The 26,437-nt window shown below is 65.6% G+C and carries 27 protein-coding genes; 10 read left to right on the top strand and 17 right to left on the bottom strand.

The window, feature by feature from the left end:
• Nucleotides 1-147: 147 nt before the first annotated feature.
• Both CK489_RS06550 and gloB read right to left on the bottom strand, forming a co-directional pair.
• Entirely contained in the window at nt 148-582 is a 435-nt protein-coding gene (locus CK489_RS06550) for a cupin domain-containing protein (RefSeq protein ID WP_095731690.1), read from the bottom strand.
• On the bottom strand, nt 582-1,349 hold the full coding sequence (gloB, locus tag CK489_RS06545) for a hydroxyacylglutathione hydrolase (protein ID WP_095731689.1): 768 nt from the start codon (nt 1,347-1,349) through the stop codon (nt 582-584). The genes CK489_RS06550 and gloB overlap by 1 nt, the downstream gene beginning before the upstream one ends.
• Nucleotides 1,350-1,532: 183 nt before the next feature.
• Between gloB and CK489_RS06540 the strand changes: the two genes are divergently transcribed.
• Nucleotides 1,533-2,285: a class I SAM-dependent methyltransferase gene (locus CK489_RS06540; protein WP_095731688.1), complete on the top strand. Its 753-nt coding sequence runs from the start codon at nt 1,533-1,535 to the stop codon at nt 2,283-2,285.
• Between the two features lie 59 nt (nt 2,286-2,344).
• Here the strand turns inward: CK489_RS06540 and CK489_RS06535 are convergent, their stop codons facing one another.
• Together CK489_RS06535 and prmC are read right to left on the bottom strand one after the other, a co-directional pair.
• Entirely contained in the window at nt 2,345-3,127 is a 783-nt protein-coding gene (locus CK489_RS06535; RefSeq protein ID WP_095731687.1) for a DUF4167 domain-containing protein, read from the bottom strand.
• A 482-nt stretch (nt 3,128-3,609) separates the two neighbouring features.
• Complete coding sequence (gene prmC, locus CK489_RS06530; RefSeq protein WP_095731686.1) at nt 3,610-4,500, bottom strand: peptide chain release factor N(5)-glutamine methyltransferase; 891 nt, start codon at nt 4,498-4,500, stop codon at nt 3,610-3,612.
• Nucleotides 4,501-4,604: 104 nt separating this feature from the next.
• On the opposite strand from prmC, the gene CK489_RS06525 reads away from it, so the two are divergent.
• Complete coding sequence (locus tag CK489_RS06525; RefSeq protein WP_095731937.1) at nt 4,605-5,030, top strand: HIT family protein; 426 nt, start codon at nt 4,605-4,607, stop codon at nt 5,028-5,030.
• Here the strand turns inward: CK489_RS06525 and CK489_RS06520 are convergent.
• The 4 genes from CK489_RS06520 to CK489_RS06505 form a co-directional block, all read right to left on the bottom strand.
• Nucleotides 5,027-5,725 carry an ABC transporter ATP-binding protein gene (locus tag CK489_RS06520; protein ID WP_095731685.1) on the bottom strand — a complete coding sequence of 233 codons (699 nt, stop codon included), beginning with the start codon at nt 5,723-5,725 and terminating at the stop codon, nt 5,027-5,029. The genes CK489_RS06525 and CK489_RS06520 overlap by 4 nt on opposite strands.
• Entirely contained in the window at nt 5,722-7,581 is a 1,860-nt protein-coding gene (locus CK489_RS06515; protein WP_050630735.1) for a branched-chain amino acid ABC transporter ATP-binding protein/permease, read from the bottom strand. The genes CK489_RS06520 and CK489_RS06515 overlap by 4 nt, the downstream gene beginning before the upstream one ends.
• Before the next feature lie 13 nt (nt 7,582-7,594).
• On the bottom strand, nt 7,595-8,470 hold the full coding sequence (locus tag CK489_RS06510) for a branched-chain amino acid ABC transporter permease (protein WP_050630714.1): 876 nt from the start codon (nt 8,468-8,470) through the stop codon (nt 7,595-7,597).
• Between the two features lie 103 nt (nt 8,471-8,573).
• Complete coding sequence (locus CK489_RS06505; protein ID WP_095731684.1) at nt 8,574-9,929, bottom strand: substrate-binding protein; 1,356 nt, start codon at nt 9,927-9,929, stop codon at nt 8,574-8,576.
• 244 nt (nt 9,930-10,173) lie between these two features.
• On the opposite strand from CK489_RS06505, the gene CK489_RS06500 reads away from it, so the two are divergent.
• Both CK489_RS06500 and CK489_RS06495 read left to right on the top strand, forming a co-directional pair.
• Nucleotides 10,174-10,662, top strand: coding sequence for a hypothetical protein (locus CK489_RS06500; RefSeq protein ID WP_095731683.1), 489 nt, complete (start codon nt 10,174-10,176; stop codon nt 10,660-10,662).
• A 146-nt stretch (nt 10,663-10,808) separates the two neighbouring features.
• Nucleotides 10,809-11,279 (top strand): MarR family winged helix-turn-helix transcriptional regulator, encoded by a 471-nt coding sequence (locus CK489_RS06495; RefSeq protein WP_050630713.1) that lies wholly within the window; start codon nt 10,809-10,811, stop codon nt 11,277-11,279.
• A 115-nt stretch (nt 11,280-11,394) separates the two neighbouring features.
• Here CK489_RS06495 and prfA read toward each other — a convergent pair whose 3' ends face one another.
• The 3 genes from prfA to CK489_RS06475 form a co-directional block, all read right to left on the bottom strand.
• Entirely contained in the window at nt 11,395-12,474 is a 1,080-nt protein-coding gene (gene prfA, locus CK489_RS06485) for a peptide chain release factor 1 (protein ID WP_050630712.1), read from the bottom strand.
• A 67-nt stretch (nt 12,475-12,541) separates the two neighbouring features.
• Complete coding sequence (gene ptsP, locus CK489_RS06480; RefSeq protein WP_095731682.1) at nt 12,542-14,809, bottom strand: phosphoenolpyruvate--protein phosphotransferase; 2,268 nt, start codon at nt 14,807-14,809, stop codon at nt 12,542-12,544.
• Between the two features lie 468 nt (nt 14,810-15,277).
• Nucleotides 15,278-16,534, bottom strand: a complete 1,257-nt coding sequence (locus CK489_RS06475; protein ID WP_050630710.1) for an aspartate kinase — start codon at nt 16,532-16,534, stop codon at nt 15,278-15,280.
• 209 nt (nt 16,535-16,743) lie between these two features.
• Between CK489_RS06475 and CK489_RS06470 the strand changes: the two genes are divergently transcribed.
• The 4 genes from CK489_RS06470 to CK489_RS06455 all read left to right on the top strand — a co-directional run bounded on the left by CK489_RS06470 (nt 16,744) and on the right by CK489_RS06455 (nt 20,321).
• A complete protein-coding gene (locus tag CK489_RS06470) occupies nt 16,744-17,211 on the top strand; it encodes a PH domain-containing protein (protein WP_050630709.1) in 468 nt (155 codons plus the stop codon).
• A gap of 14 nt (nt 17,212-17,225) precedes the next feature.
• A complete protein-coding gene (gene ubiG / locus CK489_RS06465) occupies nt 17,226-18,008 on the top strand; it encodes a bifunctional 2-polyprenyl-6-hydroxyphenol methylase/3-demethylubiquinol 3-O-methyltransferase UbiG (RefSeq protein ID WP_095731681.1) in 783 nt (260 codons plus the stop codon).
• Nucleotides 18,009-18,719: 711 nt separating this feature from the next.
• Nucleotides 18,720-19,001 carry a GIY-YIG nuclease family protein gene (locus CK489_RS06460; RefSeq protein WP_095731680.1) on the top strand — a complete coding sequence of 94 codons (282 nt, stop codon included), beginning with the start codon at nt 18,720-18,722 and terminating at the stop codon, nt 18,999-19,001.
• Between the two features lie 420 nt (nt 19,002-19,421).
• Nucleotides 19,422-20,321, top strand: a complete 900-nt coding sequence (locus CK489_RS06455) for an EamA family transporter (protein ID WP_095731679.1) — start codon at nt 19,422-19,424, stop codon at nt 20,319-20,321.
• A 58-nt stretch (nt 20,322-20,379) separates the two neighbouring features.
• Here the strand turns inward: CK489_RS06455 and CK489_RS06450 are convergent, their stop codons facing one another.
• Genes CK489_RS06450 through CK489_RS06430 form a run of 5 tightly spaced genes read right to left on the bottom strand, consistent with a single transcriptional unit; the run spans nt 20,380 to nt 23,261 of the window.
• On the bottom strand, nt 20,380-20,808 hold the full coding sequence (locus tag CK489_RS06450) for an EamA family transporter (RefSeq protein ID WP_095731678.1): 429 nt from the start codon (nt 20,806-20,808) through the stop codon (nt 20,380-20,382).
• The gene (locus tag CK489_RS06445; RefSeq protein WP_050630706.1) at nt 20,805-21,275 is read right to left on the bottom strand and encodes a DUF1178 family protein; all 471 of its coding nucleotides are present in this window, start codon (nt 21,273-21,275) and stop codon (nt 20,805-20,807) included. The genes CK489_RS06450 and CK489_RS06445 overlap by 4 nt, the downstream gene beginning before the upstream one ends.
• Nucleotides 21,272-22,150 carry a carbon-nitrogen hydrolase family protein gene (locus CK489_RS06440; RefSeq protein ID WP_095731677.1) on the bottom strand — a complete coding sequence of 293 codons (879 nt, stop codon included), beginning with the start codon at nt 22,148-22,150 and terminating at the stop codon, nt 21,272-21,274. Before CK489_RS06440 ends, CK489_RS06445 begins: the two co-directional genes overlap by 4 nt.
• A complete protein-coding gene (gene grxC / locus CK489_RS06435; RefSeq protein ID WP_050630704.1) occupies nt 22,150-22,422 on the bottom strand; it encodes a glutaredoxin 3 in 273 nt (90 codons plus the stop codon). Before grxC ends, CK489_RS06440 begins: the two co-directional genes overlap by 1 nt.
• 29 nt (nt 22,423-22,451) lie before the next feature.
• Nucleotides 22,452-23,261: a ComF family protein gene (locus CK489_RS06430; protein WP_095731676.1), complete on the bottom strand. Its 810-nt coding sequence runs from the start codon at nt 23,259-23,261 to the stop codon at nt 22,452-22,454.
• Between the two features lie 78 nt (nt 23,262-23,339).
• On the opposite strand from CK489_RS06430, the gene CK489_RS06425 reads away from it, so the two are divergent.
• Nucleotides 23,340-24,182 carry a methyltransferase domain-containing protein gene (locus tag CK489_RS06425; protein WP_095731675.1) on the top strand — a complete coding sequence of 281 codons (843 nt, stop codon included), beginning with the start codon at nt 23,340-23,342 and terminating at the stop codon, nt 24,180-24,182.
• Between the two features lie 309 nt (nt 24,183-24,491).
• Here the strand turns inward: CK489_RS06425 and CK489_RS06420 are convergent, their stop codons facing one another.
• Complete coding sequence (locus tag CK489_RS06420; RefSeq protein WP_050630700.1) at nt 24,492-24,902, bottom strand: (deoxy)nucleoside triphosphate pyrophosphohydrolase; 411 nt, start codon at nt 24,900-24,902, stop codon at nt 24,492-24,494.
• A gap of 165 nt (nt 24,903-25,067) precedes the next feature.
• On the opposite strand from CK489_RS06420, the gene CK489_RS06415 reads away from it, so the two are divergent.
• Complete coding sequence (locus CK489_RS06415) at nt 25,068-26,417, top strand: TadE/TadG family type IV pilus assembly protein (protein WP_095731674.1); 1,350 nt, start codon at nt 25,068-25,070, stop codon at nt 26,415-26,417.
• Nucleotides 26,418-26,437: the final 20 nt, after the last annotated feature.

The following is a 26,437-nucleotide window of genomic DNA, read 5'->3' as shown; positions in this document are numbered from 1 at the left end:
TTGACCGTCACCCTGAGGAGGCCGCAACGCGGCCGTCTCGAAGGGTCGACGGCCCGCGTGTGGCCGATTCATCCTTCGAGGCTCGCTTCGCTCGCACCTCTAGCGACAAAGGCTTAGCCTTTGCGCGGGGATGACGGGAGAACGATCTTACGAGGCCGGCTCCCAGCCCTTCGGCGCCAGCTCGAACTTCGCGAACTCGAATCCCGGCGCGACGGTGCAGCCGACCAGCGTCCAGTCGCCGCTGCTTTCCGCGGCCTGCCAGGCGCCCGCCGGCACGATCGCCTGCGGTTGCTCGCCGTGCGCGATGTCCGGGCCGAGCGTGATCGCGTGCTGCGAGCCGCCGTCCCGCGCGATCCGCAGCGTCAGCGGCGCGCCGGCGTAATAGTGCCACATCTCGACGGCGTCGATGCGGTGCCAGTGCGAGCGTTCGCCGCGCGCGAGCAGGAAATAGATCGCCGTCGAATGCGCGCGTCCACTGGCGTCAACGCGCTCGTCGCGAAACGTCTCGCGATAATGTCCGCCTTCCGGATGCGGCTTCAGCGCGAGCCGCGCGATGATGTCGGCAGCGGAGAGCTGTGACATCAGGACTTGTTCTTGCGCTCGCGGAGCTCGCCGAACACCAGCGCCGGATCGGCGCCCTTCATGTGCAGCTTGGCCGCGACCGCGGGCTCGTCGGCGCGCAGGAACACATTGGCCTTCTTCTCGTCGCCGAGCAGCACGGGAATCGTCGGCTTGTTCTCGGCGCGCAGCTTCGTCACTTCCGCGGCGCGGGCCTGCAGATGCGGATTGTCGGCCTCGATGGTGAGCGCGAACTTCACGTTGGAGGCGGTGTATTCATGGCCGCAATACAGCCGGAAATCGTCCGGCAGCGAACGCAGCTTCAAAAGCGAATCCCACATCATCGGATAGGTGCCTTCGAACACCCGGCCGCAGCCGATCGAGAACAGCGTGTCGGCAGCGAACACCGCCTTCTCGCCGTCGAACACGTAGGAGATGTGGTCGAGCGTATGACCGGGGGTCTCGACCACGCGGGCCAACAGACTGCCGACCTTGATGACGTCGGCATTGGCGGCGCGCAGGTCGACATTGGCGATCTTCGCCGACTTGTCGTGCGGGGCGACGACGCGGCAGCCGTATTTCTGCTTCAACTCGGCGACGCCGCCGACATGGTCGCCATGATGATGGGTGATCAGGATGTCGGTCAGCGTCCAGCCTTCGCGCTCCAGCGCCTTGATGATCGGGCCGGCCTCCGGCGCGTCGATCGACGCCGTCGCCTTGGTTACGGGATCGTGGATCAGGTACCCGAAATTGTCGGTGAGGCAGCTGAAGGTGCGAATTTCGGCGGTCATGATATCTCCACGAACAAACGGGACGGGCATTTCAGAGCATGATCTTTTCGAAAAACCGGTGCCCGCTTTTTCGGATCAGGCTCTTAACGCGCCCAATATAGGTGTGAAATATGGCGTTAACGCTCCGGCGGCAACGCAAATTTCCGCGCTCCCGGGCCGCAAGGGGCATGTTAGGCTGGCACCATGGACGTCATCGACCTCCGCGATTTCTATTCGCAGCGCCTCGGCATCGTGGCGCGGCAGCTGATCAACCGCGGCATCCACGCGCGGTGGCCGAACGCGGAGGGCCAGCGCGTGCTCGGCCTCGGCTATCCGACGCCTTACCTCGGCCTGTTCCGTGATACCTGCGAGCGCTGCATTGCCTTCATGCCGGCGGCCCAGGGCGTGCTGAAATGGCCGACCGGCCGGCCGGCGCTGGCGGCCCTGATCGACGAGTTCTCGATGCCGTTGCCGGATGCCGCGGTCGACCGCGTGCTGCTGGTGCATGCGCTGGAGATGTCCGACGATCCCGAGCGGCTATTGCGCGAGGTGTGGAGGGTGCTGTCGCCGTCGGGGCGGCTGATCGCGATCATCCCGAACCGCCGCGGCGTGTGGACGCGCACCGACGCGACTCCGTTCGGCCATGGCCGGCCCTATTCGCGGGCGCAGATCACCCAGCTGTTGCGGCAGACCTGGTTCACGCCGGCGTCATGGGGCGAGGCGCTGTTCATGCCGCCGGTGCAGGGCAGCTGGTTCCTGCGCTCGGCAATGGCGTGGGAGCGCGTCGGCGCGGCGCTGTCGATGCCGTTCGCCGGCGTGCATATCGTGGAAGCCAGCAAGCAGGTGTATCGCGCGATCCCGGCGCGCCGCGAGCGGACGCAGCTGATCCCGTCGCTGCGGCCGGTGCTGGTGCCGTCCTCGACGGCGACGCGGAAGTCGACTCACTCGGAATCGTAGAACGACGCGCCGTGACGCGGATCAGCCACCCTCCAGCGGAGGGTGGCTGCGCGTAGGCGTTACTCGTTGCCCGGATTGAAGTCGTCGCCGGTCGGCGCGGGCTGCGCTGCCATGTCGGGACGCGGACCGTGCGGACGACGGCGGCGGCGCGGGAAACGCTCGCTGCGCTCACCGCGTTCGGCACCACCGCCATTGTTGCCTTCATAGGTGCCACCGTTGACCTGCGGCTGTGCGCCGCCGGTGATGAACGAGGGCAGGCGATCGACACCGCCGGCATCGGCCATCGCGGGCTGCGGCTGGTTCTGCGGTTGCGGCTGATATTGCGGCTGCGGACGGTGCTCTCGCTCGCGGTGCTCACGCGGCTGCTGGTCACGCTCGCGGTGCTCGCGCGGCTGCTGCTGCTGCTCGCGCTGGTACGGCTGCTGGCTGTTGTCCCGCATGAAGGGTTGCGGCTGCTGCGGCACGAAGCCCGGCTCCTGGCCGAAGCTCGAATAGCCGTCGCTGTCGTCGTCACCGTCTTCGGTTGAGACCGGTTCGGCGTCGGGGCGCGGCTGCTGCTGATTCTGCCGGAACTGCTCCTGTGCGGCCGCGATGATCCGGTAATAGTGCTCGGCGTGCTGGTAGTAGTTTTCGGCTGCTACCGGATCGCCGGAGGAGCGTGCATCGCGCGCGAGCTGGACGTATTTCTCGGCAACGTGGGAGGCCGTGCCGCGGATCTTGATGTCGGGTCCGTTCGATTCGTACACCCGTGTCAGGGGATTCTGGCCGCGCCGGTTATTGTTGTTGTTATTATTGTTGTTATTCCGGTTGCGCATCCGCTTGTTGTTCTGACCGTTTCTCATCTGTCGCCTTTTATTCCAGCCCTGAAGTTATTGCAGTCCACAGTCCGATTTCTCAGAAGTCCGATTTGCAAAGTCCGATTCGGCGCGCGCCTAGGCGCACGGAATCGCAATACCGTTCGAAGTGGCTTCGATGTCGCTGACCATCTCGTTCAGCAAAGTCGCGTTCAGCAAATACGCGTTCCCCAACCGCCGGCAAAACCCGCCAGCGACCAAATCATTCCGCCCGTCGAGACAGGCCCAGTTCTCGTGCGTAAGTCTTCAAGCGCAATAACAGGCTTTCGTTCGCTTGGCGGTCGAGAGCAGCACAGCTTCGGCTATTGCGCTCTGTGAGACCTGCGTTCCTGGAACCTTTCGATCGGCGGGCTCTGCTGAACCCTGGTCATCACCCGTAACGGTTTACGGGGCCAGCACCGATGTTGTGCCCGGAACGTAGTCGTTCCCCGGGGATATTCCAAGAGGTTTTTTTGCGTTCCAATAGGACTTTATCGGGGCGGCCGGCGGGCGGAAACGGCCCTCGGAATGCCCCCCAGATCGGCCTTGGGCGGCCCCGTTGGGGATAACCCGGACGCCGTCATCAACGCTTCAACGTCGCCGCTCTGGCCCTGCCCGACTTCCACAACCAGAAATCCACCCGAGGCCAAAAGACCCGCAGATTGCGAAATCAGCGCGCGGTAGGCGTCGAGCCCGTTGGCGCCGCCGTCGAGCGCCGTGCGCGGATCGTGTGCGCGCACCTCAATGTCGAGACCGGCGATGTCGGCCGAGGGGATGTAGGGCGGATTGGACACGATCAGGTCGAACGTGCCGGTTAGTCCGCTGGCATAGTCGCACTGGACCCACGTGGTGCGACCCGCGAGCCCGAGCTCGGCGGCGTTCCGGCGCGCGGTCTCGAGCGCCTCCGCCGAAATGTCGGTGGCGAAGCCATGCGCGTTGGGCAGTTCCGAGAGCAGCGCCAGCAGGATCGCGCCGGAGCCGGTGCCGAGATCGGCGATCCGCAGTGCGCGCTCGGCCGCATTGTCGGCCCGCAGCAGTTCGAGCGCGCGCTCGACCACGGTCTCGGTGTCGGGACGCGGCACCAGCGTCGCGGCGGAGAGGTGCAGCGGCAGTCCCCAAAACTCCTTGATGCCGAGAATGCGAGCGACCGGTTCGCCGGCAAGGCGGCGCTGCGCGAGGGCTTCAACGCGGTCCGCTTCGTCCATCGTCAGCGCGCGCCTGGCGCCGGTCACCATGCCGGTCAGATCGAGCCCCAGCGCGGCGCCGACCAGCAGCCGCGCGTCGAGCTCGGCATCGTCGCCGCTGACGTCCCCAAGACGCGCGGCGAGCGCGCGCCGGACGCTCTCGACGGTCTGGCTGCCATGTTCGGCGGGTATGCTCATCGCGCGTTGTTAGCCGATGGTCGAAGCGGCGTCGATATCGCTTGCGCCTGTCGCCGCCGCCGCGCACGGTCGAAGCCTCGAATATCGATGCGGAATGCGCGACCATGCCGGGCTATGACGACCAGAACATCTTCGCCAAGATCCTCCGCGGCGAGGTGCCGAGCTTCAAGGTCCATGAAACCGACCGGACCTATGCCTTTCTCGACATCATGCCGCGGTCGCCGGGGCATACGCTGGTGATTCCGAAGGCGCCCGCGCGCGGCATCCTCGACATCGCGGAGGACGACCTTGCCGCGGTGGCCCGGTCGGCCAAGCGCGTCGCCATCGCCGCGATGAAGGCGTTCTCCGCTGATGGCATCATTATCCAGCAGTTCAGCGAGCCTGCCAGCGGGCAGGTGGTGTTTCACCTGCACATGCATGTGATGCCGGTGAAGGCCGGTGTCGCGCTGCTGCCGGCGCAGACCGTCAAGGCGGAGATGGATGTGCTTGCCGATCACGCCAGGCGCATGATCGCGGCGCTGGCGGACTAGACGCCGAGGTAGCGCTGCAGCACCTCGGGCTGCGCCTTGATCTCCTGGGCGGGCCCTTCATGGACGATGTGTCCGTTGTTGATGATGTAGATGCGCTGCGCCAGCGCGAGCGTCGCGGCGAGGTTCTGCTCCACCAGCACGATGGTCTGTCCGGCCTCGGCCAGATCGCGGCACGCCTTCATCAGGTCGCGCACGATCACCGGTGCCAGTCCCTCGAACGGCTCGTCGAGCAGGATGATCTTGGGATCGCGCACCAGCGCGCGTGCGATCGCCAGCATCTGCTGCTCGCCGCCCGAGAGGTCGGTGCCACGATTGCTCCGCCGCTCGCGGAGCCGCGGAAACATCTCGTAGATGCGCCCCAGCGGCCAGCGCTGCGAGGCGGTCAGGCCGGCGATCACGAGGTTCTCCTCGACGCTCAGGCTGCCGAAGATGCGGCGCTCCTCGTGGACCAGCTGCATGCCGGCCTGCGCGATCTTGTGGCTCTTCCTGCCGGCGATGTCGACGCCGTCGAACCTCACCGAGCCGCGACGCGGGGTGACGACGCCCATCAGGCTCTTCAGCGTCGTGCTCTTGCCGGCGCCATTGCGGCCGAGCAGTGCGACCACCTCGTTGCGCTCGACGCGCAAGGAGACGTCGAACAGGATGTGGGAATCCCCGTAATAGCTGTTCAGTCCGTTGACTTCGAGCAGGCTCATGCGGCGAGCACTCCATGCACGCCGCCGAGATAGGCTTCCTGGACGGTCGAGTTGTTCTTGATCTCTTCCGGCGTTCCCTCGACCAGCACGCGGCCTTCCTGCAGCACGGTGACGCGCTCGGCGAGCTCGAACAGAGCATCCATGTCGTGATCGATGATGATCATGGTGCGGCCCTGGCTGATCGATTTCAGCAGCTTCACGGTCTCGACGCGCTCGCGCGGGCTCATGCCGGCCAGCGGCTCGTCGAGCAGCAACAGGCTCGGCGACGTCGCGAGCGCCAGCCCGATCTCCAGCCGCCGCTTCTCGCCATAGGCGAGCTCGGAGACCGGCGTGTCGGGCCGCGAGGTGAGGTTGACCAACTCGAGCGTGTGCTGCACGCGCTCGGGCAGGCCGGGGATGCTGTCGATGCTGCGGAACAGGTCGAGCTTGAACTTGCCGCGCAGCCCGGACAGCGCCGCGATCACGAGGTTCTCGCGCACGGTCAGGCCGGTGAACAGCTGGTTGACCTGGTAGCTTTTAGTCAGGCCGAGCTGGCAGACGTCGGTGACATTCATGCCGGTGATGTCGCGGCCCTCGAACACGATGGTGCCCGAGGTCGGGTGCACCTCGCAGGTCAGCATCTTGAAGAAGGTCGACTTGCCGGCGCCGTTGGGGCCGATGATGCCGCGCAGCTCGCCGTGATTGACCGTGAAATCAATGTCGCTGTTGGCGAGCAGGCCGCCATAGCGCTTGGTCAGGCCCTTGGCCTGGAGGATCGGACCCGAAGGACTGCCCTCGGGCCGCGGCCGCACCGGCGTCGGCGCAGCGGCAGCGGCCGCGGCGTGCGGCGTGCTTGCGACGGCGACCACCTCCGGCGCGCTCTCGTCCGGCTCCCGGGCGCTGCGCCGGCCGGTCAGCAGACCATAGAGGTCGGCGAGCCCGCCGATGATGCCGCGGCGCAGGAAGCACACCAGCAGCACGAACACGATGCCGAGCACGAGCTTCCAGGCCGCGCCGAGCCCGAGCGCCGCCTGCAGGAAATCCTGCAACGACAGCCACACCGCAGCGCCGACCAGCGGCCCGAACAACGTGCCGCGGCCGCCGATCGCGGTCTGCATCACGAGCTGGCCCGAGGTGTCGAAGGTGAAGGCGTCGGGCGGCATGAAGGCCTGCAGCACGCCGAGCAAGCCGCCAGCAAAGCCGGCATAGGCGGCGGCGATCACGAAGGCGGTCAGCTTGTAGCCGTGGATGTTGTGGCCGACCGCGGTCGCGCGCAGCGGGTTGTCGCGGATCGCGCTGAACACCGCTCCGACCGGCGAGCGCACGATGCGCAGCGCGATCACGACGCCGATGAAGTAGCACAGCGCCAGGAACTGGTAGAGCGACCAGCCGGTGGTGAAGTGCAGCGTGGTGAAGCCGAGATTGAAGCTCGGGGTCGGCACGCCCGGCAGTCCGTTCTCGCCGCCGGTGAAGTCCGACAGCGGATTGAACTCGACGAAGAAGAACACCTCCGCGATCGCGACCGTGATCATCGCGAAGTAGATGCCGGTGCGGCGCAGCGCGATCAGGCCGATCAGATAGCCGGCGGCAGCCGCCGCGATCATGCCGATCACGAGCGCGAGCACGACGTTGGGGAAGCCGGCGCGGGTCAAGAGATAGGCGGCGACGAAGCCGCCGGTGCCGTAGAACGCCGACTGGCCGAACGACAGCAGGCCGGTGAAACCGAACAGGATGTCGAAGCCGAGGCCGAACAGGCCCCAGACCAGGATCCGGTTCACCGTATTGGGCGCGAAGCCCAGCCACGGCAGCACGAAGGGTGCGAGGATCAGGCCCGCGGCGGTCAGGAATTCGATCAGGTATGGGCGCTGCTTCAGCATTTGGGATCCGTCGTCATTCGCGGCCCTGCGTGCCGAGCAGGCCATGCGGTCGGAGCACGAGCACGAGCGTCATCGCCGCGAACAGCATGACGTAGGCGTAGCCGGGGTTGAACATCGAGGTGATGCTGATGATCTCGCCGGCGATCAGCCCGCCGAGGATCGCGCCGGGAAACGAGCCGACGCCGCCGATCACCACCACCACGAAGGTCTCGACCAGGATGTCGTCGCCGACGCCGGGCGTCAGCGACACCACCGGCGCGTTGATGATGCCGGCGAAGCCCGCGGCCATCGCGCCGATGCCGAACACGATCATGAAGACGCGGTAGACGTTGATGCCGAGTGAATCGACCATCACCGAATCCTCGATGCCGGCGCGCACGATCATGCCGAGCCGGGTGCGATAGAGTATCAGGAACAATCCGCCGAGCGCGACCGCGACGATGCCGACGACGGCGAGCCGGTAAGTCGGGTAGAACAGGAAGCCGAGCGAGGTGATGCCCTGCAGCAGCGCCGGCGGCGGCACCACCTGCGATTGGCTGGTAAAGATCAGGCGCACGATCTCGACGAAGCAGATGCCGAGGCCGAAAGTGACCAGCAGCTGGTCCTCATGCGGGCGATGATAGAAATGGCGGATGATGATTCGCTCCATCGCCACCCCGAGCGCCATCACGAACAGCGAGCCCGCGATGACCGCGAGAATGAACGAGCCGGTGTAGGAATAGGTCACGTATCCGGCGTAGCCGCCGATCATGAACATGGCGCCGTGGGCGAGGTTGAGCACCCCGAGCGTGCCGTAGATGATCGTCAGTCCGGAGCTGATCAGCGCGAGCAGCGCGCCGAGCGCCAGCCCGTTGAAAAGTTGCGAGACGAAATTTGGCCAGTTGATCATGGCGTGCGTTCAGTTGGCCCCGTCAATGGAGGATAGGTTCCGACACAAAGCGGCGCCGCGGATCGGGTCGCCCCGCCCACGGCGCCGAGTCGTCCCACGTCGATCAGGTGTAGTCGCCGAGATGGCAGCCGAACGCATCCGGCTTCTGCATGAGGCCGTCGCCGGGGACGATCTCGACCACCTCGTAATAGTCCTCCTTGTTCTTCATCTCCTTTTCCATCTTGCCGCGGACGATGATGACGGGACGGACGCACTGATGATCCTCGGGACGGTAATGCACGTCGCCGACCAGCGAGGGGATGGTCTCGCCCTTCTCATAGGCCTTGATGACGTCGGGCGGATAGAAGCTGCCTGCTTCCTCGACCATGCGGGCCCAGTGCGCGAAGCTCACATAGGCGTTCTCGGCGCCCCATTCGGGCTTGTAGCCGAACTTCTTCTCGAAGCTCTCGTTGAACATCTTGGCCAGCGGATACTTGTCCTCGATGGTCCACCAGTAGTCGGTCGCGGCGTAGACGCCCTGCATCAGGCCGCCGGTCTCGCGGGCGATGAACGGCACCTGGTAGGGCACCACGAGCTTCATCTTGTCGAGCACGCCGAACTGCTTGGCCTGCTGCGTCGACAGCACGGCGTCGTGACCCCAGTTGACGTTGATCAGCACGTCGGCGCCGGAATTCGCGACATTGAGCAGGTATGACGAGTAATCCGGCGCGCCGAGCGGCGAGACCTGGTTGGTGACGCTGGTCCAGCCCGCCTGGGCGAGGAAGTCCTGCATCGACTTGGTCACGGTGTGGCCGTAGGTGTAGTCGGGCGTCAGGTAGGCGGCCTTCTTGTTCTTGCCGAACTGCTTGATCAGCACCGGCGCGATCGCCGCCGCCGCGGTCTGGCCGAAGAAGTTCTGGCGGAAGCCGTAGCGCACGCAATCCTTGCCGGTGGTGTCGTTGGAGCCGGAGATGCCGCAGACGAAGATCACCTTCTCGCGCTGCGCCAGCTTGTTCAGCGCGACCGCGACCGCGCTCGACGTGCCGCCGGTGATCATCACCGCCTTGTTCTCCGAGATGAAGCGCTGCTGCGCCTGCACCGCCTCGTTCGGCTTCGCCGCGGAATCGGCGACGCCGAACTTCAATTCCTTGCCGAGCACGCCCTTGCTGGTCTTCGGCGAGATCTTCTTGATCAGCTCGTGGCCGCTGTTGATGTGCTCGATCGCGAGCTGGTAGCCCTTCAGTTCATCCTCGCCCTGCACCGCGTAGGTGCCGGTGCGCGGCACCGAGATGCCGATGAAGGCGGAGGAGCCGGACGTGCCGGCGGGAAAGGTCCCGATCGCCGGCTTGTCCTCGGCGAATGCCCGCGATGCGATCGAGGCCGGCAACACGGTGCCGCCGATCAGGCCGGCGCCGGCCTGCAGCAGGCTGCGACGCGAGACGTTGAATGCGCTGCCCGGCCGAAAATCCTTGGTGCTCATCGCTCGATATCCTCCGATTATATTGATTGTTGGCGCGCATGTTCATTGGTCGCCCGATCGGATCGATCGGCGGCTGAATGCGCCGGCTGCGTTGGAGCAGCCCGTCACGGCTACAATTCCCCACCGGGATATTTAGTCAATGTCACCTTTCGTCGAATCATATCGGCCTACGATAGAATTAATGTCGTTCCGCGATGTATCGAGGGTTTACCGCCCGGGTGCGGGTCCTGTAAGTGAGGGAGCGATGATCCAGGAGCCTTCAAGCCGCAGCGCCGATAACGCGGAGCACACCGTCACCGCGGAAGGCGGCGCCGAGCCATCGGGCGGCCTGAGCATCCGCGCGATGAACGTCCTGAAGGAGTTGTCGGTCGAGCTGACCGACGACGTGCCGCCGAAGGTCGGCTGGACGCCGCCGGACGATCTGCTGCGCCTGCTCACCGCTCGCCACCTTGCGACGGCGCGGAATTGCGGACGGCAGACCATGCGCGAGATCATCGATTGGGCCGTCTCGCGCGGGATCTCGATCCCGGCGCCGCATCATACCGGCAAGTCACTGTCCGAAGTCTGGGGTGGCCTGGTCGAACGGGCCTCGGCCGGGCATCTCACCAAGAGCGAGATCACCGAGGCGCTGGAGAAGTCGATCCGCCGCCGCAGCCCGCGGATTCCGGTCGCCTTCCAGATCGTGCTCTTGAAGATATTGAGCTCGAGCTACGATCACTGGCCGCAGCCGTGATCCTGCCGCTCCGCGCGGTGCGACAGTCAAACCGTTGAAAACATGCGTGCAAAGGCTGGCGGTAGGATGGTCCGGCCGGCGCGGGCTTGCTAGCGTCGCATGGGCTTCTGCCGTCCGGCGGAGCGAACAAGCGACGGGACGACGGAATGCCTCAGGCCAAGCAGCGACGAACGCCAGCCGCAGCCCCCAAACGCAAGGCGGCGGCCGCGACGGTGGACTACCGGGCGCTAGCGCAGTTTCGCTTCGAGCTGCGGACGTTTCTCGCGTTCAGCGAGGAGGGGGCCCGCAAGGCCGGGCTGACGCCGCAGCAGCATCAGGCGCTGCTCGGGATCAAGGGCTTCGTCGAGCCCGGCCCTCCGAGCGTCGGCGATATCGCCCGCTTCCTGTTGATCCGGCACCACTCCGCCGTCGAACTGATGAATCGCATGGCCAAGCTCGGGCTGATCAGCCGGGTCACCGATCCCGTGGACGGCAGGCGGGTTCAGCTCAAGTTGACGGCAAAGGGCGAGCAGAAGCTGCAGGCCATCTCGAAGAAGAACATCGAGGAGCTGCGCCGCGCCGCGAGCCCGGCCTTGCGCCGCCTGCTGAGATCCTCACCGCAGCCTGACGAACCCTAAGCGGTGTCGCGCGTTAGAGCGTTTTCGAGCGAAGTGGATACCGGTTCGCGTGAAGAAAACGCGTCAAGACAAAAACCTAGAGCCCCGTTCCGATTTCATCGGAACGGGAAAGGCTCTAGGCCGCCGCGCCCTGTGCCGCGAGCTGCGCGGCCTGGTGCTCGGTGGTCAGCGCATCGATCAGTTCGCCGAGCGCCTCGCCTGCGATCACCTGCGGCAGCTTGTAGAGCGTCAAATTGATGCGGTGGTCGGTCACGCGACCTTGCGGGAAATTATAGGTGCGGATGCGCTCGGAGCGGTCGCCGGAGCCGACCTTCTCCTTGCGGTCGGCGGAGCGCGCGGCTTCGACGCGCTGGCGTTCGGCGTCATAGATGCGCGAGCGCAGGATGTTCATCGCCGATGCGCGGTTTTTGTGCTGCGAGCGGCTGTCCTGCATCATCACCACGATGCCGGTCGGCAGATGGGTGATGCGGATCGCCGACTCGGTCTTGTTGACGTGCTGACCACCGGCGCCGCCGGCGCGCATGGTCTCGATCCTCAGATCGGTGTCCTTGATGTCGACGTCGACGTCCTCGACTTCTGGCAGCACCGCGACCGTCGCAGCCGAGGTGTGAATGCGGCCCTGCGTCTCGGTGTCGGGCACGCGCTGCACCCGGTGGACGCCGGATTCGAATTTCAGCTTGGCGAAGGCGCCGCGGCCCTGCACCTCGGCGATGATTTCCTTGTAGCCGCCGACGGTGCCCTCGCTCGCCGAGATCACCTCGACCTTCCAGCCCTGCAGGGCGGCGAAGCGCTCGTACATCCGGAACAGGTCGCCGGCGAACAGCGAGGCCTCGTCGCCGCCGGTGCCGGCGCGGATTTCCAGCATCACGTTGCGATCGTCCATCGCATCCTTCGGCAGCAGCGCGATCCGGATCTGCTGCTCGAGCTCGCCGATCCGCGCCTGCAGCGTCTCGAGCTCGGCTTCCGCCATGCTGCGCATCTCGGCGTCGGTGCCCGCGTCTGCCAGCATCGCCTCGGTGTCGGCGAGCTCAGTGCGGGCAGAGCGATAGAGCTTCACCGCGTCGATCAGCGGATTGAGCTCGGCGAGCTCGCGGGTGATCGCAACATAGCGATCGGACTTCACCTCGCCGAGCAGCTCGGCCTCGAGCGAGGCGTGATGGGCGAGCAGGACGTCGAGTTTGGCTTCGGGTAGCATGGCGGTATCTCGAATTTGCTGAAGGCGCGAAGGGCGCAAAGGGGCGATAGCGGCGACGGCAGCGTCGCTACAAGGCCAACCCCTCGGTTTCCGCAAACTTCGTCAGCGCCTCGCGGATCGAGACGCTGCCGACCGGCGCGTCCAGCAGCGGATTGATCATCGCCTCGGCCTTCCCAGCGTCGAGGTCGAGGATCATCGCCTTGACCGGGCCATGCGCGGTCGCCGACAGCGACAGCGAGCGATAGCCGAGCGCGATCAGCGCCAGCGCGCCGATCGGCTTCGAGGCCATCTCGCCGCACAGCGAGGCGGCCTTCTTCGCGCTCTTGGCCTTGCGCACGATGTCGCGCAGCGCGCGCAGGATCGGCGCCGACAGGATGTCGAAGCGCTCGGAGACCTTGGCATTGCCGCGGTCGACCGCGAACAGGAACTGGAACAAATCGTTGGAGCCGACCGAGACGAAGTCGACCTTCTTCAGCAGCTCGTCGAGCTGGTAGAGCAGCGCCGGCACCTCGACCATGGTGCCGATGTCGATCCGCTCGGGCAGCGAATGGCCGTGCTGGCGCAGATAGGTCAGCTCGCGCTCGACGATCGACTTGGCCTGGTCGAACTCGGCGATGTCGGAGATCATCGGGAACATGATCTTCAGCGCGCGCCCGCCGCCGGCGCGCAGCAACGCGCGGATCTGGCCGCGCAACAGGCCGGGACGGTCGAGGCCGAGCCGGATCGCACGCCAGCCGAGCGCGGGATTTTCCTCGACCACGGTCTCCATATACGGCAGCGCCTTGTCGCCGCCGATGTCGAGCGTGCGGAAGGTAACGGGCTTTGAGCCCGCGGCATCGAGCACGGTGCGGTACAGCGCGAGCTGGTCGCTCGAGCGCGGCAGGTTCGGGCTCACCATGAACTGCAATTCGGTGCGGAACAGGCCGATGCCGGCGCTGCCGGTGTCGTCGATATGCGGCAGGTCGATGGTCAGGCCGGCATTGATCAAAAGCTCGATCGGCTGGCCGTCCCTGGTCACGCAGGCCTTGTCGCGCAGCGCCGAATATTGCGCCTGCCGCCGCGCCCGGAACCGGACCCGCTCGGCATAGGCGGATTCGATCTCGGTGGAGGGGCGGACATAGATCTCGCCGGAGATGCCGTCGACGATGATGGCATCGCCGGGATCGGCGATGCCGGGCGCGTTCGGCACCTCGCCGACCGCGGGAATGCCGAGCGCGCGCGCCACGATCGAGACGTGGGAGTTCGCGGTGCCTTCCTCCAGCACCAGGCCGCGCAGCCGCTTGCGGTCATAGTCGAGCAGCGCCGCGGGGCCCATCGCGCGGGCGATCAGGATGGCGTTGTCGGGCAGCTGCTCGCGCGACGGCGCATGGTCCTGGCCGACCAGTTGCCGCATCAGGCGATGACCGAGATCCTCGAGGTCGTGCAGCCGGTCGCGCAGGTAAGGATCGGTCGAGCGCAGCATGCGCGCGCGGGTGTCGGACTGCACGCGTTCGACGGCGGCTTCCGCGGTGAGGCCGGTGGCGACCGCCTCGTGCAGCTTGTGCGACCAGCCCTGGTCGTTGGCGAACATGCGGTAGGCTTCCAGCACCTCGCGGTGCTCGCCGCCGTCGGCGACGTCGCCGCGCTCCAGCATGCGGTCGAGGTCGGCGCGCAGATTGGCGAGCGCGGTGTCGAGCCGCTTGACCTCCTTCGGCAGGTCCTCGGCGATGTAGTTGGTGATGACGACGCGCGGCTCATGCAGCACGACATGGCCGAGCGCGATGCCGTCGGAGAGCACCGCGCCGGTCTTGTGCAGCGAGTGCCGGGCGGCGGGCTCGGCGCCGGGCTGCGCCAGCGCGGCAAGCTCGCCGGAGGCGATCATCTCCGCCAGCACCATGGCGGTGGTCTGCAGCGCCTCGACCTCTTCCTCGACATAGGTGCGCTTGGCGCGGTTCTGCACCACGAGCACGCCGAGCGTGTTGCCGGCACGCAGGATCGGCACGCCGAGGAACGAGTGGTAGGCCTCTTCGCCGGTCTCCGGGCGGTAGGCGAAGGCCGGATGGCTTTGCGCGTCGGACAGATTGAGCGGCGTCGCCTCGCTGGCGACGAGGCCGACCAGGCCTTCATGCGCGCTCAGCACGGTGCGGTGCACGGCGTCGCGGTTCAGACCTTCGGTAGCGTAGAGCTCGAGGGTGTTGTCAACGCGCAGCACGTAGGTCGAGCAGACCTCGGCCACCATGTTGGCCGCGATCAGCACCACGATCTTGTCGAGGCGCTCCTGCGCGGAGACTTGCTCCGCCATGGTTTCGCGGAGCCGTCTCAACAGGATGCGTGGGCCTCCCGACGCGCTCCGCATATGCTTCAGTCCCTCCCCACGAGGCCGGCGCACCGGGCCGGCCGGCCGCTGGCGCAAAACTCGTCAAAAACAACAATTTTAGTCATTCGGTGTCGCCGCACGCGCCAGTTCCCGCCGATTCGGGATCATCAAACTGTGCCACAGTTTGCGACAGCCTACCTGACTGGCCGTATAGCCAATCGAGGCTCGCTTTGCCAAGCAAAACGCCTGCCAGTAGCAAATAACTTCTGCGTCAGCCCAATGCTGCGCCCGCTAAGAGAAATTCTAACTCCGGGGCGGGGGTCGTGGAGGGTATCCCGTGCTCTCTACCCCGTCATTCCGGGGCTCGCGAAGTGAGAGCCCGGAATCCATTCATCCACTGAACCTGCTGCTCAATGGATTGCGGGCTCGTGCCAAGTGGCGCGCCCGCAGGTGCGCAATTGCGCACCGGGGAATGACGGCAGGGAGAGAGCCCGCCCGCCGTTAACCCTACGCCTGATCCAGCCCGTACAGCGTATGCAGCGTGCGCACCGCGAGTTCGGTGTAGGCGGCGTCGATCAGGACCGAGAACTTGATCTCGGAGGTGGTGATGGCGCGGATGTTGATGTTGCGCTCGGCCAGCGCCTTGAACGCCTTCGCCGCGACGCCGGCGTGGCTGCGCATGCCGCTGCCGATCACCGACACCTTGGCGACGTCGGTCTCGGTGTCGAGCCGGGCGTAACCGATCTTGGCCTTGGCGGAGGTAATGGTGTCCTTGGCGCGGTTGTAGTCGGTGGCCGGCACGGTGAAGGTGAGGTCGGTGGTCTTGCCGTCCTCCGACACGTTCTGCACGATCATGTCGACATTGATATTGGCGTCCGCGAGCGGCCCGAAGATCGCCGCGGCGACGCCCGGCTTGTCCTCGATCTGGCGCACGGAAATCTGGGCTTCGTCCTTCGAGAAGGCGATGCCGGTGACGACGTGCATTTCCATGATTTCCTCCTCGCTGCAGATCAGCGTGCCCGGCGGCTGGTTGGCGTGCGGGTCGATATCCTCAGGCTTGTCGAAGCTGGAGCGCACGAAGATCGGCATGTTGTGCACCATGCCGAGTTCCACCGAGCGAACCTGCAGCACCTTGGCGCCCTGCGAGGCCAGCTCCAGCATGTCCTCGAACGCGATCTTGTCGAGCCGGCGCGCCTTCGGCACCACGCGCGGGTCGGTGGTGTAGACGCCGTCGACATCGGTGTAGATGTCGCAGCGATCGGCCTTCAGCGCAGCTGCGATCGCCACCGCCGAGGTGTCCGAACCGCCGCGGCCGAGCGTGGTGATGCGGCCGGTATCGGGATTGATGCCCTGGAAGCCGGCGATCACGGCGACTTCCTTGCGCTCCTTGAAGCGGGTGATGATCTCGGTGCCGTCGATCTCGAGGATGCGCGCCGAGGCGTGCGCGTCCGAGGTCTTGATCGGGATCTGCCAGCCCTGCCAGGAGCGCGCCTGGATGCCGATGCCCTGCAGCACGATGGCGAGCAGGCCCGAGGTGACCTGTTCGCCGGAGGCGACCACCGCGTCGTATTCGCGCGCGTCGTGCATCGGCGAGGCGTCAGTGCACCAGGCCACCAGCTCGTTGGTCTTGCCGGACATCGCCGAGACCACGACGGCGACCTCGTGGCCGGCGTCGACCTCGCGCTTCACGTGCTGGGCGACGTTGCGGATACGATCGATATTGGCGACGGACGTACCGCCGAATTTCATCACGAGGCGGCCCATGACGACGCGTCTATTCCTTTAAGAGGATAAGTAGGTTAACCCACGCCGAAAACCGCAAGCGCGGGGACCGAAAGGCGCGTATACATAGCGCCGCGCTCGGGGGCAAGCCGGTTGGTAGGGGTCTACTGGGGTCCCCCGGGGGTGATTCTGGCGGTTGCGGCCCGGCTGTGGCGCAAGGGTGACTAGCGGGTAACTCGAAGGCGGATTGGATGGGACGCTATATCGACGAAATCCTGCAGCCCGGCGAGAAGGTGCTGTATTCCACCAATGCGCACTGGATGTTCTATCTGCCGGCGATTGCGGGCTGGATCGTGGTGCTGGCGCTGCTGATCCTGTCGCGGATGACGACGGTCGAAGGCCTGGTGCTGACCTGCCTGACGGCCGCCGCCGTGGCCGCGGTCGCGGCGCTGTACTGGACCGGCGCGGCCTGGTTCCATCGCTGGACCACGGAAACCGACGTCACCAATTTCCGTGTGGTGCACAAGACCGGCTTCATCAAGCGGCGCACCTTCGAGATGAGCCTCGACAAGGTCGAGAGCGTCGACGTCAACCAGAGCATCGCGGGACGCCTGCTCAATTACGGCGACGTCACCATCCGCGGTGTCGGCGAGGGCATCGAGACCATCAAGACCATCGCCTCGCCGCTGTCGTTCCGCAATTCGATCACCGCGCGATAGGGGCGCGCGCAACCATGGCACCGCAAACAACTCTTTCCAGTTCCTCCGCCAGTTCCTCCGCCAATGCCTCCTCCGGTTCGGTCGATCCGGCCGAGGTCGCGAAGTTCTCGAAACTGTCGGATGAATGGTGGGATCCGCGCGGCAAGATGGCGCCGCTGCACAAGATCAATCCGCTGCGCCTGACCTACATCCGCGACGCCGCCTGCCGCAAGTTCGAGCGCAACGCCAAGAGCCTGAGCTGCCTGTCCGGCCTTCGCCTGCTCGACATCGGCTGCGGCGCCGGCCTGTTGTGCGAGCCGTTCACGCGGCTCGGCGCCCAGGTGATCGGGATCGATCCGTCCGCCACCAACATTGCCGCGGCAAAGCTGCACGCCGACAAGGGGCATCTGTCGATCGATTACCGCTGCACCACGGTGGAGGATATGGACGCGCGCGAGCGCTTCGACATCGTGCTGGCGATGGAGGTGGTCGAGCACGTCAACGACGTCGGCGCCTTCATCAAGCGCTGCGCCGTCATGCTCAAGCCCGGCGGGCTGATGGTGGTCTCGACGTTGAACCGCAACTGGAAGAGCTTTGCGCTGGCGATCGTCGGCGCCGAATACGTCCTGCGCTGGCTGCCGCGCGGCACCCACGACTGGAGCAAGTTCGTCACCCCCGCCGAGCTCGAACGCTATCTCGGCGACGTCAACCTCACCGTCACCGAACAGGCCGGCGTGGTCTACAACCCGCTCGCCGACAAATGGACCGTCTCGACCGACATGGACGTGAACTACATGGTGGTGGCGGAAGAGGTGTGAGTCATTGGCTCCGATCTCGACCACACGATAGGTGTCGTCCCTGCGAAAGCAGGGACCCATAGCCACCGGCCCAGACAATTGGGCGAGGTCAGCGTTCCGATTTGTTGTAGGGCCGGCTGTCCGGCCATCGTGCCCCAATCCGCTCCCTGTGGTTATGGACCCCTGCGTTCGCAGGGGCGACACGGAGTTTGTGGCACGACTGGTGGAGATGTGAGACGCTGATGCCATCTGGGCGGTGCCGTCCCTGCGAACGCAGGGACCCATAGCCACCGGCCCAGACAATTGGGCGAGGTCAGCGTTCCGATTGTTGTCGGTCGGCTGTCCGGCCATCGTGCCCCAATCCGCTCCCTGTGGTTATGGGCCCCTGCGTTCGCAGGGGCGACACGGAGCTTGTGGCACGACCGGTGGAGATGTGAGACGCTGATGCCATCCGAAAGGTGTCGTCCCTGCGAAAGCAGGGATCCATAGCCGCCGGCCCAGACAATTGGGCGAGGTTAGCGTTCCGATTGTTGTAGGGCCGGCTGTCCGGCCATCGTGCCCCAATCCGCTCCCTGTGGTTATGGGCCCCTGCGTTCGCTGGGGCGACACGGAGTTTGTGGCGCGACCGGTGGAGATGTGAGACGCTGATGCCATCCGAAAGGTGTCGTCCCTGCGAAAGCAGGGACCCATAACCACCGGCTCCAATGGTTGGGCGAGGTCCACGGTCCCGGCATGTACTACGTCTACATCCTCGCAAGTCGACGCCATGGCACGCTCTATATCGGCGTGACGAATTCCGTTCACAAGCGGCTTGAGCAACATCGCGACGGCAAGGGCTCGTCGTTCGTCAAGACATACAGCGTTTACCGGTTGGTTCTTGTGGAGTCCTATCAACGCGCCGAGGAAGCGATCACGCGCGAAAAGCAGCTCAAGAAATGGAAGCGTGACTGGAAGATAGAGCTGATCGAGCGCGAAAATCCGGAATGGCGAGATCTCAGCGACCTGCTTGTCTGACCGGCGTGCCACGAACTGCTCCCCGTGGTTATGGGTCCCTGCGTTCGCAGGGACGACGGGGAGTTTGGGTGTCGGCGTGCCTCTTGCTAACGGCTTAGGTGAGTTAGCCCGGCATTTGCGGATACACCGGTGTCGTCCCTGCGAACGCAGGGACCCATAGCCACCGGCCGATGTTGTTGAGCGCGATCTGGGTTCGGGGCGTGTCTGCTGCAGATCTCGTCAGACCTGATGGGCGTCTCATGGTCCGTTGGACCATGATGCCCCAAACCTCTCCCTGTGGTTATGAGTCCCTGCTTTCGCAGGGACGACATCGAGTTGGTGGCGCGATCGCAAGTCAGTCATGCACTGTCTAGGTTGACCGTATACCTCCTGCCGGGCACGCTGCGCGCGTACTCCCGCCCGGCACACCCCTTAGCCCGCATGTTCACGCTCTCCTCGCTCTGGATTCCCTTCACGATCGTCGCTGCGTTCGGGCAGGTGGCGCGCAATGCGATGCAGCGGCAGCTCACCGGGCCGCTCGGGACCTGGGGCGCGACCAATATCCGCTTCCTGTTCGGCCTGCCGTTCTCGGTGGTGTTCTTTCTGCTCGCGATCATCGTGACCGGCGACCCTGTGCCGTGGCCGATGGCCGCGTTCTGGCCGTGGCTGTTGTCGGGCGCGCTCAGCCAGATCGTCGGCACCGGCTTCATGCTGCTGGCGATGAACGACCGCTCCTTCGTGGTGACCACCGCCTATATGAAGACCGAGGCGATCCAGACCGCGATCTTCGGCTTCATCTTCCTCGGCGACCATCTGACAGCCGCCAAGGTCATCGCGATCATGATCGCGACCGTCGGCGTCGTCGTCACCGCGCTCAGGCCCGGCGGGCAAAAAAGCTTTGCCGATCTGCGCCCGACCGTGCTCGGCCTTGGCGCCGCCGCTGTGTTCGCGATCTCGGCGGTGAGCTTTCGCGGCGCCATCATCGCGGTGCCGGGCGTCACGTTCGTGACGGCGGCTTCCTACACGCTGATGTGGAGCCTGTTCGTCCAGACGCTGATCCTGTCGGTCTATCTGTTGCTGCGCGCGCCCGACGTGTTGCGGAAGATTCTCGGCCTGTGGCGGCCCTCGATGTTCGCGGGCTTCATGGGCGCGTTCTCGTCGCAGTTCTGGTTCCTGGCGTTCGCGCTCACTGCCGCCGCCAATGTGCGCACGCTGGCGCTGATCGAGGTGCTGTTCGCGCAGGGCGTGGCGTATTTCTCGCTCAAGCAGCCGTTCTCGCTGCGCGAGGTGTTCGGCATCGTCCTGATCGTGATCGGCGTCGCGCTCTTGATCGCCGCGTAGGTTCTTGTTCAACGCGTTCTCTTCACGCGAACCGGCGCCCACTTCGCTTGAAAACGCTTTAGCCCTTTACAGCGATCAGCACCGCGCCCGCCGAGATCAGCGCGATCCCGATCCAGCCATAGGCCGAGGGGCGCTCGCCGAGGAAGACGGCGCCGAACAGCGCCACCAGCACCACGCTGAGCTTGTCGATCGGGGCGACCAGCGTGGCGGGGCCGAGCTTGAGTGCGCGGAAATAGCAGATCCATGACGCGCCGGTGCCGAGCCCGGACAGCAGCAGGAACAGCCAGCTCCTGGCCGAGATCGGCCCGGCCTGGGTGAACTGCCCGGTCGCGAACAGGATCGCCGACAGCGTGATCAGCACGACCACGGTGCGGATCAGGGTGGCGAGATCGGAGTTGATGCCCTCGACGCCGACCTTGGCGAAGATCGCGGTCAGGGCGGCGAATACGGCGGACAGGAACGCCCAGACCTGCCAGGTCGAGATCAATTCCGGTCTTCCGGCAGCGTCGGCAGCGGCGACACCTCGACGCCCTCGTCGATCAGCGCACGCGCTTCCTCGGGCGAGGCCTCGCCATAGATCGGCCGATGCTCGATATCGCCGTAATGCATCTTGCGCGCCTCGTTGGGGAAGCGGTCGCCGACATTGTCGGCGTTCTTCACGATGTGGTCGCGCAATTCCTTCAGCTTGCTGCGCAGCTCGCGTTCCTGCGCCATCATCAGCGACGTCGGTTCATTGGCGGCCGCCTCGACGGGCGCGGCCGGCGCGGGTTGGGCCGGTTCGCGGCCCTTCTTGCTGACAACCCGCGGCGCCATGATTGCGCGCTCGATCTTGTCGGAGCTGCAGGACGGGCAATTGATCAGGTGACGGCGCTCCTGCGATTCATAGGCCGAGGAGCTCTGGAACCAGCTCTCGAACTGATGACCCCGCTCGCAGCGCAGCGTGTAGCGGATCATGCCGAACCCCGGACGAGGTGCAGATGCTCCGGGCCGGCCTTGGGGTCGGCGATGCCGAAGCGCCTGCCATGCTGCAGCGAGGGAATGGTCTTGCGCGCAGTCTCGACCTTGCCGGGATCGATCTCGGCGAGGAACACGCCCGGCTCGACACCGCCCTCGGCAAGGATCTCGCCCCAGGGGTCGATGATCAGCGAATGCCCGAAGGTCTCGCGCTTGTTCTCATGCAGGCCGGCCTGCGCCGCGGCGAACACGAAGCAGCCGGTCTCGATGGCGCGGGCGCGCAGCAGGGTGTGCCAATGCGCTTCGCCGGTCTTGCGGGTGAAGGCCGAGGGCACGGTGAGGAACGACGCGCCGGCTTCCGCAAGGGCGCGATAGAGCGCCGGGAAGCGCACGTCGTAGCAGATCGTGAGGCCGATCCGGCCCCAGGGCAGGTCGGAGATCACGGCGGTCTCGCCGGGCTGATAGTTGGCCGACTCGCGATAGCTCTCGCCGCCCGGCAGATCGATGTCGAACATGTGGATCTTGTCGTAGCTCGCGAGCACATTGCCCTCGGGCCCGATCAGGAACGAGCGGTTGACCGCCTTCTCCGGCGAGTAGCGCAACGCCAGCGAGCCGACATGCAGATGGATTTTCAATTCCGCGGCCAGCGCGCGGTACGCCTTCAGCGACTTGTCGTCCTCTTCGCTCGCCAAATGCTCGAACAGCGCCTTGCGGTTCAGCTGCATCATGTTGCTGACCTCGGGGGTCAGCACGTATTTGGCGCCCTGCGCCGCCGCCTCGCGGATCAGCCGCGTGCCCTGCTCGAGGCTCGGCTCGGGCAGCAATCCGGTGCGCATCTGCACCATGGCGGCGGTGAAAATGTTGTCCGTGCTCATCAGGCGCCGCCTCCGTTGCTCAGCAGGCCGTCGAGCTTGCCCTCGCGGTCGAGCGCGTAGAGCTCGTCGCAGCCGCCGACATGGGTCTTGCCGATGAAGATCTGCGGGAAGGTCGAGCCGGCGCCGGCGCGATCGTACATCTCGTCGCGATAGGCCGGGTTGCTGGCAACGTTCAATTCGGTGAACGCAGCGTTCTTGCGCGTCAAAAGCGATTTGGCCGCGGTGCAATAACCGCAGCCCGGGCGGGTGTAGATTTCGATGGCAGCGGTCATGGTGTGCTCGGTTGAACCTGAATGTCAGATTATATGGGAGCACGGTGGGTATCGACAACCCGGGCGAACACCAGCACGTCGACTTGCGCGGCCTTGGCCCGCAGCAGCGCCCGTGCGCAGGCATCCACTGTCGCACCCGAGGTCAGGACGTCGTCGACCAGGATCACGCGGCGGCCCTGGATGTCAGCCTTGCGTTCCTCAGTGACCCCGAATGCGCCCTGCACATTGCTGGCGCGGTCCTTGCGCGACAGTCCGATCTGCTGCTCGGTGGCGCGGGTGCGGCGCAACGCCTCGGAGACCATTTTGACGCCGCTGTGGCGCGCGATCACCTTGGCGAGCGCGCCGGACTGGTTGTAGCGGCGGCTCCAGCCGCGCCGCCAGTGCAGCGGAACCGGAACCAGCATGTCGGCCTCGGAGAGCAATTCCTTCCCCGCCCGCGCCATCCAGCGACCCATTGTCGGCGCCAGATCGGTGCGATCCTGGTATTTCAATGCATGCACCAGGGTGCGGGCGACGTCGTCATAGCGCACCGCGGCGCGAGCGCGCTGGTAGGCCGGCGGATTGGCGATCGCCTCCATCGACAGCAATTCGGGTCCGGGATCGTAGACAAAGGGAATGCCGAGCCGCGGGCAGAACGGCGGCGCGATGAACGACAATTTGGCCCAGCAGGCCGCGCAGACGCCCTCGCCATGGACCGGCTCGCGGCAGGACACGCACAGCGTCGGCAGCGCGATGTCGAGCGCCAGCCGCGTAGTGCGCAGCCACGCGCTCCCTACCGCGCCAAGCGCGCGCTGCAAGTGACCGGAAAGGGAGCGTGTCGGTGAGACCTCGGCGTCCATGGCGGGCGAGGCTAGCGTTTGGGCAACGCGGGCTCAAGGCGCATTGCCTGCGGCGGCGGTCCGGCGTAACCAGCCGGCATGGCACCGAACCCGGCCTCAGCCCCCATCCTGTTCGATCGCGCATTGCTCGCCGCGCGGCTGACGCGTGCCCGGCGCGAGGGAGCCGCGACGTTCTTGCTCGAGCGCGCCGCGGAGGACATGGCGGACCGTTTGCAGGCGGTATCGCGGAGCTTTTCGGCGGCGGCTGATGTCTGGACGCCGGGTGACGGGCTCGCGGACGCCCTGCGCAGGCATGTCGGGTCGGTCGATCCGATTGGCTTCAGCGAGGTGGAAGCGCTCGGTCTGCCGCCGGAATCGCGCGATCTCGTGGTCTCCGCGCTGGCCTTCCAGTTCGTCAACGATCTGCCCGGCGTGCTGGCACAGCTTCGCCGCGCGCTGAAGCCGGATGGCCTGCTGCTTGCCGCGATGCTCGGCGGCGATACGCTCACCGAGCTCAGGCAGAGCTTTGCCGCAGCGGAGGCGGAGTGCGAGGGCGGGGTGTCGCCGCGGGTCGCGCCGTTCGCCGATCTGCGCGACATCGGCGCGCTGTTGCAGCGGGCCGGCTTTGCGTTGCCGGTGACCGATGTCGACCGCGTCGTGGTGCGCTATGCGAGCGCGTTCGCGCTGATGGCCGATCTCAGGCGCATGGGCGCGACCAACGTGTTGCGCGAGCGCCGTCACACCCCGACCCGCCGCGCCACCATGCTGCGCATGGCGCAGATCTACGGCGAGCGCTTCGCCGATCCTGACGGCCGCATCCGCGCCACCTTCGATATCGTCTGGCTGTCCGGCTGGGCGCCGCATGACAGCCAGCAAAAGCCGCTCAAGCCCGGCTCGGCGAAGGCGAGTCTGGAGGCCGCAGTGAAGGGTGCGAAGCGTTGAGCTGTTAGGGCGGCACCGATGCCATGGCTCCCTCCCCCGCAAGGGGGGAGGGAGCCATCCACCGGTGTGTCCCTTACGGTCGATCGCCGTCGTCGATGCCATCCAGCCTCTCTCACAAGGCGGGCGACGGCTGCTTACACGATTTCGGAATAATGGAATTATGCCGGTGATTTGCCCGACGTGTCAAGTCGCCATGCCGAACACCGGCAGCGGAGGCTGCTTTGCATGGGGTTGTTTTCGATATTTTCAGCGCACCCCTGCGACGGCCCCTCAGGAGAGCTGGCAGAGCGGTCGCACCGCAAGTTCAGATCAGAGCAGCAGATCCATCAGATGCGGCAGCAGCGGGATGTCCGCCGGCGGCATCGGGTAGTCGCGCAGCTTGCCGGCGCGCACCCAGGCCAGATTCTGGCCCTCGCGCGCCACCGCCATGCCCTCCCAGCGCCGGCAGATGTAGAGCGGCATCAGGAGATGGAAGGTCTCGTAGGCGTGGCTGGCGAAAGTCAGCGGCGCGAGGCACGGCTCGCTCACGGTGATGCCGATCTCCTCGTGCAGCTCGCGGATCAGGGTCTGCTCCGGCCGCTCGCCGGGCTCGATCTTGCCGCCGGGGAATTCCCACAGGCCCGCCAGCGCCTTGCCCTCGGGGCGCTGCGCCAGCAGCACGCGCTTGTCGGCGTCGACCAAAGCGCAGGCGACGACGAGGGTCAGCTTGATGTCAGCCATGCGGCCCCTTCCAATTTGCAAGCTTTCATTAACCAGCTCCGCGGCGTCAGCCAAACGATTTGTGTTCGCTGGCCTTTATCTTCATCCGCGATAAGCCGGCCTTAATTCGCTACCGGCAGGGTGAAGGAGTTGATCGACCCATCATTTTCTTTGTCGACATAAGCCATGAGCACCTTGATCCGGACCATCAGCCGTTTCCGCCGCGATAGCTCCGGCAACATCGCGATGATCTTTGGCCTTGCCCTGCTGCCGCTCCTCATCGCGGTCGGATGCGCGGTCGACTATTCCCGCGCCAACCAGATCCGCAGCAAGCTGATATCCGCCGCCGATGCTGCGAGCGTCGGATCGGTCGCCAAGGCATCGCCCGGCTTCATCGCCGCCGGCGCCATGACCTCGGACGGTGAGATTTCGGCAGGCGAAGCCGATGCGAGGAAGATCTTCAACGGCAACATCTCCAACCAGAACGGCTTCACGCTGACCGGCGTGACGCCGACCATGACCAAGAGCGGCGGCACCATCACCTCGACGGTGCAGTTCTCCGCCGACGTCCCGACCATGTTCCTCGGCGTGATGGGGCGGAGCAAGGTGAGCGTGTCCGGCACGTCGACCTCGACCGCGAACATGCCGCTCTATATCGATTTCTATCTGCTGCTGGACAATTCGCCGTCGATGGGGGTTGGCGCCACGCCGACGGACGTCGACGCCCTGGTCAAGGCCACCACCGGCAACAGCTTCAAGCCGAACGACCAATGCGCCTTCGCCTGCCACGACTACAATGATCCCAACAACTACTACAATCTGGCGAAATCGCTTGGCGTGACGACGCGGATCGACGTGCTTCGCAGTGCGACCCAGCAATTGATGGATACCGCGTCGGCGACCCAGACCTATTCGAGCCAGTTCCGGATGGCGATCTATGACTTCGGCGCGTCCTCGGCGACCTACGGCCTGCGAAGCCTGTTTTCGCTGTCGTCCAGCCTGTCGAGTGCAAAGTCGGCGGCGGGCAACATCGATCTGATGGGCGTTTACGGCAACAACGATTCCTATACCGCGGACAAGGACAGCCAGTTCACCGCGATTTTTCCGCAGATCAACAATGCGATCGCAAACCCGGGTACCGGCACGTCGTCGGCGCCGCTCAAATATCTGTTCTTCGTTTCCGACGGCGTGGCCGATGAGCCCAATTCAAGCTGCCTGAAGCCGATCAGCGGCAGCAATCGCTGCCAGTCGCCGATCAACCCGGCGCTCTGCACCGCAATCAAGAACCGCGGCATCAAGATCGCGGTGCTCTACACCACCTATCTGCAACTGCCGACCAACAACTGGTACATGACCTGGATCGATCCGTTCAACCAGGGTCCGTTCGGCCCGTCGCCGAACAGCCAGATCGCGCAGAACATGCAGGCCTGTGCGTCGCCGGGCTTCTATTTCGAGGTCAGCCCGACCCAGGGCATCGCGGACGCGATGAACGCGCTGTTCAAGAAGGCGGTCGCCGACGCGCGGATCAGCAGTTAGGATCGTGGCCGGCTGCCAGA

The sequence above is a fragment of the Bradyrhizobium sp. UFLA03-84 genome (assembly GCF_002289535.1).
GTDB lineage: Bacteria > Pseudomonadota > Alphaproteobacteria > Rhizobiales > Xanthobacteraceae > Bradyrhizobium > Bradyrhizobium viridifuturi.
This window is presented reverse-complemented; position numbering and strand designations above follow the sequence as displayed.